The 10,820-nt window shown below is 64.3% G+C and carries 11 protein-coding genes and 2 pseudogenes; 6 read left to right on the forward strand and 7 right to left on the reverse strand.

The window, feature by feature from the left end:
* Nucleotides 1-680: 680 nt before the first annotated feature.
* The gene (locus RHBS_RS17470) at nucleotides 681-1,007 is read left to right on the forward strand and encodes a hypothetical protein (protein WP_128646114.1); all 327 of its coding nucleotides are present in this window, start codon (nucleotides 681-683) and stop codon (nucleotides 1,005-1,007) included.
* A 115-nt stretch (nucleotides 1,008-1,122) separates the two neighbouring features.
* Nucleotides 1,123-2,148: a phosphotransferase family protein gene (locus RHBS_RS17475; RefSeq protein WP_128646119.1), complete on the forward strand. Its 1,026-nt coding sequence runs from the start codon at nucleotides 1,123-1,125 to the stop codon at nucleotides 2,146-2,148.
* 4 nt (nucleotides 2,149-2,152) lie between these two features.
* Here RHBS_RS17475 and RHBS_RS17480 read toward each other — a convergent pair.
* Together RHBS_RS17480 and RHBS_RS17485 are read right to left on the reverse strand one after the other, a co-directional pair.
* Nucleotides 2,153-2,625 (reverse strand): annotated as a pseudogene (locus RHBS_RS17480) (acyl-CoA thioesterase).
* A 42-nt stretch (nucleotides 2,626-2,667) separates the two neighbouring features.
* Nucleotides 2,668-3,851 (reverse strand): annotated as a pseudogene (locus tag RHBS_RS17485) (benzoate/H(+) symporter BenE family transporter); the annotation flags it as partial.
* A 179-nt stretch (nucleotides 3,852-4,030) separates the two neighbouring features.
* On the opposite strand from RHBS_RS17485, the gene RHBS_RS17490 reads away from it, so the two are divergent.
* Nucleotides 4,031-4,777 carry a GntR family transcriptional regulator gene (locus RHBS_RS17490; RefSeq protein ID WP_128646120.1) on the forward strand — a complete coding sequence of 249 codons (747 nt, stop codon included), beginning with the start codon at nucleotides 4,031-4,033 and terminating at the stop codon, nucleotides 4,775-4,777.
* 2 nt (nucleotides 4,778-4,779) lie between these two features.
* On the opposite strand, the gene RHBS_RS17495 is transcribed toward RHBS_RS17490, so the two are convergent.
* Together RHBS_RS17495 and RHBS_RS17500 are read right to left on the reverse strand one after the other, a co-directional pair.
* A complete protein-coding gene (locus RHBS_RS17495; protein ID WP_128646115.1) occupies nucleotides 4,780-5,244 on the reverse strand; it encodes a PTS glucose transporter subunit IIA in 465 nt (154 codons plus the stop codon).
* Nucleotides 5,241-5,471 (reverse strand): glucose PTS transporter subunit EIIB, encoded by a 231-nt coding sequence (locus RHBS_RS17500; RefSeq protein ID WP_032393491.1) that lies wholly within the window; start codon nucleotides 5,469-5,471, stop codon nucleotides 5,241-5,243. Before RHBS_RS17500 ends, RHBS_RS17495 begins: the two co-directional genes overlap by 4 nt.
* 176 nt (nucleotides 5,472-5,647) lie before the next feature.
* Here RHBS_RS17500 and RHBS_RS17505 point away from each other — a divergent pair, with 176 nt between their 5' ends.
* Genes RHBS_RS17505 through nagB form a run of 3 tightly spaced genes read left to right on the forward strand, consistent with a single transcriptional unit; the run spans nucleotide 5,648 to nucleotide 8,868 of the window.
* A complete protein-coding gene (locus tag RHBS_RS17505) occupies nucleotides 5,648-6,895 on the forward strand; it encodes a PTS transporter subunit EIIC (protein ID WP_128646116.1) in 1,248 nt (415 codons plus the stop codon).
* On the forward strand, nucleotides 6,892-8,076 hold the full coding sequence (locus RHBS_RS17510; protein ID WP_237669342.1) for an N-acetylglucosamine-6-phosphate deacetylase: 1,185 nt from the start codon (nucleotides 6,892-6,894) through the stop codon (nucleotides 8,074-8,076). The genes RHBS_RS17505 and RHBS_RS17510 overlap by 4 nt, the downstream gene beginning before the upstream one ends.
* Nucleotides 8,077-8,868: a glucosamine-6-phosphate deaminase gene (nagB, locus tag RHBS_RS17515; RefSeq protein WP_128646117.1), complete on the forward strand. Its 792-nt coding sequence runs from the start codon at nucleotides 8,077-8,079 to the stop codon at nucleotides 8,866-8,868. It abuts the gene before it with no gap.
* 1 nt (nucleotide 8,869) lies between these two features.
* Here nagB and RHBS_RS17520 read toward each other — a convergent pair whose 3' ends face one another.
* From RHBS_RS17520 to RHBS_RS17530, 3 genes are all read right to left on the reverse strand, one after another.
* On the reverse strand, nucleotides 8,870-9,697 hold the full coding sequence (locus RHBS_RS17520) for a shikimate 5-dehydrogenase (RefSeq protein ID WP_128646118.1): 828 nt from the start codon (nucleotides 9,695-9,697) through the stop codon (nucleotides 8,870-8,872).
* A 10-nt stretch (nucleotides 9,698-9,707) separates the two neighbouring features.
* Complete coding sequence (locus RHBS_RS17525) at nucleotides 9,708-10,382, reverse strand: HNH endonuclease family protein (protein ID WP_128646122.1); 675 nt, start codon at nucleotides 10,380-10,382, stop codon at nucleotides 9,708-9,710.
* 152 nt (nucleotides 10,383-10,534) lie between these two features.
* The coding region (locus RHBS_RS17530) for a zinc-binding dehydrogenase (protein ID WP_145977539.1) at nucleotides 10,535-10,820 on the reverse strand (286 nt) is incomplete at its 5' end.

Genomic DNA, 10,820 nt, shown 5'->3' on the forward strand with positions numbered 1-10,820 from the left:
GTCGGCTCGTGGTGCCGGGCGGCGCCGCGAGCGTCCCGGCGTCGGGTGATGCGCGGATCGGTCCGGAGTCCAGGCTCGGTGGTGGCATGAGCGCCACCGTGCCCGATCCGGCTGAACGCCGGATGTGAGGAACATGGGAACCGGCTGATAGTCGCTCTGGTAACGGTTCGATCACGTCAGACCGCCTGTACGGAACCATGCAGTGTCGGGTAACGGTGACCACGCCGTCAAATTCTCGAAGTCGGTTTCAATGATTCAATCGGGGGTCAGGACTGGTTTCTATCGATCGAACGGTCCTCTCACCTGCAACCGAATCGAATGGGTCGGATCGGCTTCGCTCGCATACCGGCCGCCGATGCGCACCCTCGAGCGGCTCTCGGTCCGCTCAGCTGGGCATTTGCCCTCGGATTGTTTCCCGTCACAGCATTTCGTGAAGCGAACTATGACTTCGTTGCAAGGCGTTGATTGGATGGGTCTATCTATGTGACGATACTCACATAGTCCAGTTCACCCTGGGCGAGACCGTCCAAAAGGGCGTAGTTTCAGCCGCATCGGAAACCCGCATTCGACCGTTACAGACACATCGATAACGATCTGGAAACGGGCCGTGGTACCCGTCACAACCCGTCGGAATCGGGTACTCGACACCTACGGACGCCGGAAACTCGAAGGAGAAGAACATGACCGCAATGTCTCAGGGACAGCTCGACATGGTCCGCGCGTTCTTTTGCAACGAGTTCGAAGCGGATTCCCTCGACCGGTCCACCGTGCCCGAGCCTACCGCCGAGGCAGTCGCCGAGTGGATCGATGCACTCACCAACAGCGGCCTGTTCGCACCCGCCGAGGTTCGCAACATCTCCTCGGTGTGGGCGGCCGAGCCGGAGACGTTGGTAGCAATGCTCATCGGTGAAGTGGACGAAATCGCGGTCAAGCGCCACGGCGCAGCGGTGCCGGCCGCGGCAACTGCTAGTCCGGCTCTGGTCCCCGCGTTCGTGCGCGCCAGCTGACTCGTCCCGGGTCTGGAGTCCTTCGCACCCGAGCAGGTTCTGCTTCGCTACTATCGGTCGAATTCCGATGACGGCAGTCGACAACGGTGTCGCGCGGCGAAGTGAGGGTTCTTCTATGGGCGCAGTGGGACTGGACGAAGAAGCAGTAGCGACCTGGATCGCAGGATTGGGAATCGGCGCAACCTCGCCTCTCACCTTTCATCGGATCGGCAACGGTCAGTCCAATCTCACCTACGCGGTTCGTGACGCCGGTGGCAGTGGTTGGGTACTTCGACGTCCACCACTGGGGAAACTGTTGGCGTCCGCACACGATGTTGTGCGTGAACATCGAATTCTGTCGGGCCTGCAGAACACGGCGGTGCCGGTTCCGAAAATGATTGCGATCACCGAGGGTTCTGCGGTGTCCGAGGTTCCGCTCCTGCTGATGAGTTTCGTCGACGGAATCGTCGTCGACTCGGTGTCGGTAGCCGAAGAACTCGACCCCGATCACCGACGCCGAATCGGGCTCGGCCTCACGGTGGCTCTGTCCGACATTCACCGCGTGGACCTGGAATCCTCGGGTCTGGCCGATCTGGCCAGCCACAAGCCGTACGCCGCTCGCCAACTCGCCCGGTGGACCAAGCAGTGGCAATCCTCGCGCACTCGCGACGTACCCGGTATCGACTCGCTGGCAACTCGATTGGCAGCCAACATCCCTCCGCAGCACGAGGTGACCCTGGTGCACGGAGACTTCCACCTCAGCAACGTCATCACGGCCCGCGACGACGGCCGTGTCGCCGCGGTCGTCGACTGGGAGCTGTGCACACTCGGAGATCCGTTGGCGGACCTCGGCGGCCTGCTGGCCTACTGGCCGCAAGCCGACGACGGGGTCGTCGGTCCGTTCATGGCGTCGACTCTGCCGGGCTTTCCTACACGGGCCGAGCTCGTCGAGTCGTATGCGCAGCACACCGGGCGTGACGTCTCCGATGTCGGATTCTGGCAGGTACTGGCGCTGTGGAAGCTCTCGATCATCGCCGAAGGCGTCATGCGCCGGATGGAAGCCGATTCGCGAAACCGGGCCGTGGCAGGCGGGCCGACCACGACGCTCATCGACGACATCGTCACCAGGGCGTTGCGTACAGCCGACGAGATCGGCCTGTAGTCGGTCAGATCGACGCGGTCCCGATCACCAGAGTGCGAGCTGCGCTCTCGATTTCGGGCGGAATCGCCACCGGTCTGCGAGTGACTCCGTCGACGTACACGTGTACGAATCGACCCCTCGCCGCCAACTCCAACGCATCGTCGCCTGCCTCGCGGAACAACCCGAGCGAGTACACGATGCTTCGGGTGCCGAGCTTCTCGACGGCCAGGCCCACCTGAAGGCGATCCGGAAAGCTCAACTCGGACAGGTATCGACATGAGGTCTCGGCGACGACACCGATCGCCGGCAGTGTCCGGATATCGAGTCCCGTCGCTCCATCAACCAACCGTTGACAGCGGTATCGAAATACGCGTAGTAGGTGACGTTGTTGACGTGGCCGTAGTGGTCGTTGTCGTCCCATCGCGTCGTCACGGGCCACAGTGCCGGAAAGTCCGATGCATGCGACAACTCCGGCCCGGGGTTCACCTGATCGGTCATGAACGTGACCCTAACCAGTGGCGTCGGTAGCGGGCATCGCCGGGGACTGCGACGCAGGATTGCTCGGACCACCAGACCGACGACCAAGGCCCAGAACGCGGAGCCGATTCCTGCGAATGTCAGGCCGGACGCAGCGACGAGGAAAGTCAGAACCGTTGCTTCTCTGTCCGACGCATGTTCGAGTGCGCCGAACAACGACGCCGCGAGAGTTCCCAACAGGGCAAGTCCGGCAACGGTTTCCACCACACCTGCGGGAGCTGCGGCAACCAGGGTCGCCAGGGCCGTGGACAGCAGTGCCAGCACCAGGTAGGAGGATCCGGCGGAGAATGCGGCGACCCATCGCCGCTTCGGGTCCGGATGGGCACTTGGATTCGCCGAGAGCGCAGCGCTGATCGCGGCGAGGTTGATCGTGTGACCGCCGGCGAATGCGCCGAGGACAGTGCCGGTGCCGGTGACGGTCATCGACGCACGCCAAGGAATTCGGAACCCGAACGATGCCATGACCGTGGTGCCGGGGATGTTCTGCGACGCCATCGTGACGATGTACAGCGGCACCGCGATACCTACTGTGGCCTGCCAGCTCCAGTGCGGAACCGTCCAGTCGATTCGGGGAATCAGATCCGAGGCCGCGATGGGGGTGTCGCCGCCGATCAAGTCGGCCGCGATGACCGCCGCCGCCGCGGCGAATGCTGCAGGAACTGCCCAGCGTGCATTGTACCGAAGTACGACGAGCCAGACGAGTACAACCGGAGCTACCTGGGCGGGGGAGTCGGCGAAGGCGACGACCGGTGCCGCGCAGAGCGGAAGGAGTACTCCGGCCAGCATTGCCTGCGCGAGTGGTACCGGAATTTTCGAGACGAGCGCGCCGAGCCTCGGCCACAGGCCCGTCAGGAGGATCAGCACCCCGACAGTGACGAAGGCGCCACCGCGGCGGGCCACCCTCCGACGACCACACCGGTTCCGGCCAGGAGCGCAGCGCCCGGCGTCGACCACGCCAGCGTGATGGGCTGTCTGTACCTGCGCGAAAGCCACATCATGCCCACGGCCTGGGTGACGCACAGTGCCAGCAATCCGGAGGCCGCCTCGGTCGGGCTTGCACCTACCGCCCGTAGGCCCGTCAGCACGACGGCGAACGAGCTGGTGAAGCCGACCAGTGAGGCCACGATTCCTGCGCTGATGGGGGTCGAGAGTGGCGTCGGTCCGTCGGCGGCGTCGGCAGTGGTCACGACTGACGATGATGCACTGTGGGCCGTCGCCTGTCGCGTCGTTTCCCATCGAGCCGAGTCGGCGGCAGGCGTCGGCGGCCGAATGCTGTCGGGGCACCCTCGACGTGACGTAGTCTCTGGGTTGGACCGGACCAGTCCGTACCGCTGGTTCGGCGAGTGACGGAAAGGCCGGCGCAGTGGTGATGCCCGTACATCTGAGGGACAGTCAGGTCCCGAAGCACGAACAGCTTCGCGCAATCCTGTTGCACCGCTGCACCAAGGAGCTGCAACCCGGCGATCTGATGCCCAGCGAGCGAAAACTGATGGAGGACTACGGCGTCAGCCGCATCACCGTTCGCGAAGCCATCGGCCAGCTCGTCAACGACGGACACCTGGTGCGGGTCCGTGGCAAGGGCACGTTCGTGGCCAGTCGCACCGTGCAGTCGCGTTTGCACCTGGCGTCGTTCTCGGAGGAGATGCGCGCGCAAGGATTGACGCCTACCACGGTGGTGCTGTTCGCGCGGCTCGAAAGCCCCTCGGCGGCAACGACTCGTGCTCTCGGCCTTGCCGACGGAGAACAGACCTACCACGTCAAGCGTCTACGACTGGCCGATGCCGAACCGGTCAGCGTCGACGACGCGTGGTATCGGGCTTCCTTGCTCCCCGGCCTGATCGAGCACGACCTGAGCAAATCGGTGTACGAGGCCGTACAGATCCATTACGGGTTGACCATCGACCGGGCCGAGCAGACCGTCAAAGCAACTGCGGCCGACAGTGATACCGCCACCCTGCTCGGCACCAAGCGTGGTGCCCCCGTGCTGTATTTCGACCGCGTCTCCTTCAGCGGCGACGAGCCGCTCGAACACACCGAGAGCTGGTACCGCTGCGATCGGTATCAGTTGTCGATGGAAGTCGAAGGCGGGCGACGCACCTCGCAGCGCCGGTGAGATCAGGGCAGCTCGAACAGTAGGTCGCCTACTTCCACGGTGTTGTCGATTCTCGCACTCGTCACCGAATCCGGCTTCGAATCCATCAGGACCACGGGAACGACATCCGAGTAGCCCGCCGCTGCGATCGCTGCGGGATCGTAGGTGACCACGAGGTCGCCTGCCTCGACTCGATCACCCTCTGCTGCAACGAGCTCGAAGCCCGCGCCCTTCATCTTCACGGTGTCGATACCGATGTGCACCAACACACCCGCCTTGTCCTCGGTGAAGACGACGAACGCGTGCGGATGGAGTTTGAGGATCGTGCCCGCGACCGGTGAACGAACCTCGACAGACCTGTCGTTCGGGGTCGGGCGCAGTGCGACACCGGAGCCGACCATCTGCGCCGAGAATACCGGGTCGGGCACGTCGGCGAGCGAGATGACCTGGCCGGCAACAGGGCTGAGGATCACCCTGGCGTCGCTCACAGGATGTCGCCGATGTCTTCTGCGAGCGTGTCCGCTTCGGGGCCGACGATTACTTGAACTGCGGTTCCTTTGTGAAAGACGCCGTGGGCACCTGCCGCCTTGAGCGCTGCCTCGTTCACCAACGACCCGTCCTTCACCTCGGTACGCAGCCGAGTTATGCACGCTTCGATCTCGACGATGTTGTCGGCACCGCCGAGGCCTTCGACGATCGCGTCCGCTTTGGACATGTGGGGTTCCCGCTTTCTGTCGGCGTATGTCTGTCGGGTGGATCACACGGCCGGGTTGACATGTGCTTGCCACCTGGCCAAACTACAACTGGTAATGACCGGACAGTACCCCTGATAGCACCCGGTCACAACAGCGAAATCGCCCTCGAAGGACCAGCCTCGAAGAGAAGGTCGCCATGACCCCGAAGAAGACGGACTCGATCGATACCGAGCCGAAGAAGGAATCTCGATCATTGGCCGGGCTGCAGCGGTTCGGTCGCAGCCTCATGCTCCCGATCGCTGTTCTGCCGGCCGCCGGAATTCTCCTGCGGCTCGGTCAGGACGACCTGCTGGGGAGATTCAGCGCTCTGGAGACCACCGCTGCGGTCATCTCCGCCGCAGGGCAGGCGGTATTCACCTGGCTTCCCCTCATCTTCGCGGTCGGTATCGCCATCGGCTGGGCCAAGAAGTCCGATGGTTCGACCGCGCTCGCAGCGGTGGTCGGCTACATGGTGATGAACGGCGTCTTCACGGCCATGTCGCCCGTCGTGCTCGACGGGGAGGTCGATGCCAACGGTGACCCGGCCGTGATCGACTACGGCGTATTGGCAGGCATCGTCATCGGACTGCTCTCGGCAATCCTCTGGCAGCGCTTCTATCGACAGAAGCTGCCGGACTATCTCGGCTTCTTCAGCGGCCGTCGTCTGGTGCCGATCATGACGGCGATCACCGGTCTCGTTGTGGCCGTGATCATGTCGTTCGTCTATCCGCTCTTCTACGGCGCGCTCCAATGGGTGGGCAACACCGTCGCCGACCACAGTGTGGTGGGAAGCGGAATCTATGGCTTCGCCAACCGCATGCTCATTCCCACAGGGCTGCACCACATTCTGAACTCCGTCGTCTGGTTCCTGGTGGGGGACTACCAGGATGCAGGCGGTCAATTGGTCCGCGGCGACCTCAATCGGTTCTTCGCCGGCGACCCGTCCGCCGGAGTGTTCATGACCGGATTCTTCCCGATCATGATGTTCGCTCTTCCCGCTGCAGCATTTGCGATCTATCGCAACGCCAAGCCGTCGCAGAAGAAGATCGTCGGCGGAATCATGTTGTCCACCGGCCTGACTGCCTTTGTCACCGGCATCACCGAGCCGCTCGAATACTCGTTCATGTTCGTGGCCTGGCCGCTCTACATCATCCACGCGGTGTTGACCGGAACCTCGATGGCGTTGACCAATGCTCTCGGGATCCACGACGGTTTCTTCTTCTCCGCCGGCGGCATCGACTATCTGCTGAACTACGGAATCGCCACCAAGGCGTGGCTGCTCATCCCGATCGGCCTGGCGTACGCGGTGATCTACTACTTCTTGTTCAGTTTCGTCATCAAGAAGTGGAACCTGCGCACCCCCGGACGTGAGGACGACGCAGTGCTCGAACCCGATCGGGCATGACCGCATCCACTACGACGACGCACCGCGGGCGGGTCGTCACGCGCGACCAGGTGATCGAGGACGGCGTTCTCGCGTCGACGGGAGACCGGATCTCGTGGGTCGGACCTGCATCGGCGTGGCCCGGTGAGGCAGTACCGCAGACGAATTCGACGATCCTGCCCGGGTTGGTCGATCTGCATTGCCACGGTGGAGCTGGGGCCTCTTTTCCGGATTCACCGGCCATCGATCTCATGACGGCGGTACGGCATCACCGCTCTCGCGGGACCACGACGATGCTCGCCTCACTGGTGTCGGCACCGCCGGAAGGGCTGATCACGCAGACGTCGCTGTTGGCCGATCTGTACGAGTCCGGTGACATCGCCGGAGTCCACCTCGAGGGGCCGTTCCTCGCGGTCGCCCGCTGCGGCGCACAGGATCCGGCGTCGCTGCGCAGCGGAGATCCCGGACTGCTCCGCGACATACTGAGCGCGGGCCGGGGAGCGGTGCGGTCGATGACCCTTGCGCCCGAGATCGACGGTTTCACCGCCATCGCAGAGATGTTGCGGGAGAACGGGATACTTCCGAGCATCGGGCACACGGACGCCGATGCCCTCACCACTCGCCGCGGTATCGAGTCGCTGGGGGACGGTCCGATGACGGCCACGCACCTGTTCAACGGAATGCCGACCTGGCATCATCGGTCGCCGGGTCCGGTGAGCGAGTGCTTGGCTGCCGCGGCGCGCAGCGTGATGGTGCTCGAATTGATAGGCGACGGAGTGCACCTCGCCGACGAGACCGTGCGCGCGGTGTTCGATCTCGTCGGTGGCGCACGGATCGCGCTGGTGTCCGACGCGATGGCCGCGGCCGGTATGCCGGACGGCCGCTATCGGCTCGGGCCACTGGATGTGACCGTCCATCACTCGGTCGCACGGCTGTCCCGCGACGCAGATTCCGAGACCGCTCCGATCGCAGGCGGAACCGCGACCGTGCTGGACCTGTTGCGCCGCGCCGTGCTGGATGCCGGTGTGCCACTGGTCGATGCGGTTCGGGCTGCATCGTCGACTCCGGCGGCGTCGATCGGCCTCGGCTCCGACGTCGGTTGCCTCGAACAGGGCATGAGAGCCGACGTGCTGGTGGTCGACGCGGCGTTCGAGCCGTTACAGGTGATAAGAGGCGGAACAGCAATCGGAGAGGACAGCTAGATGGAGGTCGTGATCCTCGAGGGGGCCGACGTAGTGGATCGAACGGCCGCCGACATCGTCGAACGAGTCGCACGAGTCGCACGAGCAGGCTCCACTCCTGTACTGGGACTGGCAACCGGGTCGACCCCGGTAGGCACGTATCGCGAATTGGCGCGACGGCATCGGGACGAGGGCCTGTCGTTCGCGCGATGTCGAGCCTTCCTGCTCGACGAGTACATCGGACTGGCGAAAACAGCAGAGCAGTCCTACTTCTCGTTCATTCGAGAGAACTTCGTCGACCACGTCGATCTGGACGACGCCGCGGTGTTCTCGCCCGACGGCGAAGCGGACGACATCGCGGCCGAGGCGCAGCGGTACGACGCGGCGATCGCAGCCGCAGGCGGCATCGATGTTCAGATCCTCGGAATCGGCACCGACGGACACATCGGCTTCAACGAGCCTGGATCATCACTGAGATCGCGGACGCGGGTGAAGACGCTGACCGAACAGACTCGCGTCGACAATGCCCGTTTCTTCGATTCGCCCGAGGACGTGCCGCATCACGTACTGACGCAGGGGCTCGGCACCATCGACGAGGCGCGTCACCTCGTGTTGATCGCCACAGGTGAGTCGAAAGCCGACGCCGTGGCGGCAGCCGTCGAAGGACCGTTGTCGGCGCACTGTCCGGCGTCGGCGATCCAATGGCACCCGCACGCAACGGTGCTGTTGGACGAGGCCGCGGCGTCGTCGCTCGCACTCGCGGAGTACTACCGGTACGCCTACGCCAACAAGCCCCGGTGGCAGCACCTGTGAGTCAGCTGCGCGAGAACTCCGATGCGCGCGCGATCTGTTGGTCCGACGGTCGCATTCCGGTGTAGAGAACGAACTGTTCTGCCGCCTGCAGAGCGATGACCTGAGCGCCAGTGATCACGGGCTTGTTCGCCGCCCGGGCCGCGACGATCAGCGGTGTCTCCGACGGCATGGCGACCACGTCGAACACGGCCTTCGCTGCGTCGATCTGCTGTTCGGTGAACGGTGCCGAATCAGCGTCCGGCCCGCCGGCCATACCCACCGGGGTCACATTCACCAGCAGGTCTGCGCCCACTGCTGAGGCCGACCAGTCGTAGCCGTAAGTCTCGGCGAGGGCCGGGCCGGTGTTCGCGTTGCGGGCGACGACGGTGCCCCGGGTGTATCCCGAATCTCGCAGTGCGGCAACGACAGCCTTGGCCATGCCGCCGCTGCCGGTGACGGCCACCGAGTAGTCGGTCGAGAAACCACTCGCAGCAAGTAGGTTCGCGACGGCCTGGTAGTCGGTGTTGTATGCGTGGAGGACGCCGTTCTCGTTGACGATCGTGTTGACGGATTCGATCGCGCTCGCCGACTCGTGCATCACGTCGACCAGTTCGATCACATCTTCCTTGAACGGCATGGACACGGCGCAGCCTCGAATACCCAGCGCGCGAACGCCCCCCACCGCGGCGGCGAGGTCGGTGGTGGTGAACGCCTTGTAGACGAAATTCAGGTCCAACTCGTGGTAGAGATAGTTGTGGAAGCGAGTTCCGATGTTGCTCGGTCGGCCGGACAGGGACATACAGAGCTGAGTCTCACGGTCGAGGAAGCCACGCGGGCGTGCGGTTGCCATCGCAGAGACGTTACGCCGCGCACGTCGAGGCGACCGAAGCGAGAACACCCTGATCGGCCTGGGTGATCGGCAGCTCGTACTGGGCAGCGACCGACAGGTACTTGCCCGCATAGAAGCAGTGGTAGGCCGCGTTCGGCGGCAACCATTGCGAGGGCGTCTTGTCGCTCTTGCTCTGATTGTCCGCCCCGTTGACCGCGAGCAGATTGAACGCCACGTCGTTGGCGAACCGAATGCGCTTGTCGGGCAACCACGTGTTCGCGCCCATGTCCCACGCAGCGGACAGAGGGTAGACGTGATCGATCTGAATCTTTCCGGCATCGGACTTGGTGAACTGCATCGGCTCACCGGAGTACGGATCTGCGAGCGAACCCGACAACACGACGCAGTCGCGAGTGCCTGCGCGGAACTCGACCTCGGTCATCGACAGCGCCAAGACGTTGTCGCGGGTACCGCAGCCGTCGTGACCACCCGGCCCGTCGTAGTCGTCCGTCCACGCCGGGCCGAACACACACCCTTCACCGCTCTTGCATCCACGCTCGTAGCCGAGGGCATCGGGCCTGGCGGCGATCACACGAACCTGGGCGAGCAACTGCTCGATCTGAGTGCGAGTGGGACTACCCGGAGCCGGTTCGGCGGGGGAGAAACCGGGGATGACGGGCCGGTCGCACGAGCCGAACACAGCCATCACTGCCGCAGCGATCACCAGCAGTACCGCTACCCACAGCTTTCTCACGCACGCCCCATCGTCGATCTTCGTCATCGGTCATCGGTCATCGATCCTCGCGACAGCAGTGTGCCGGAAGGTACCGACAGCGATCCGCTCACCCGAACCCGGCGTCAGCGAACCTCGACCACGACCTTGCCGAGCACGTGTCCGTCCTCGACGAGAGCGAGAGCCTCACCCGCACGCTCGAGCGGGAAGGCATGGTCGATACGCGGACGAATGACGCCCGACGCGGTCAGGTCCGCCAGCCGCGCGAATGCTGCTGTGGTGCGGTCGCGATCGACTCCGGAACCTCCCCACTGCGCCGCGAGCATCGGGTCTGCGACGCTGACGATCGGTACCCCCGCCGTCACAGCGGTCGCGGCAGCGCGCAACGTCTCGCCTCCGACGAGGTCGACG

The sequence above is a fragment of the Rhodococcus sp. BS-15 genome (assembly GCF_000813105.1).
In the GTDB taxonomy this organism is placed as follows: domain Bacteria; phylum Actinomycetota; class Actinomycetes; order Mycobacteriales; family Mycobacteriaceae; genus Rhodococcoides.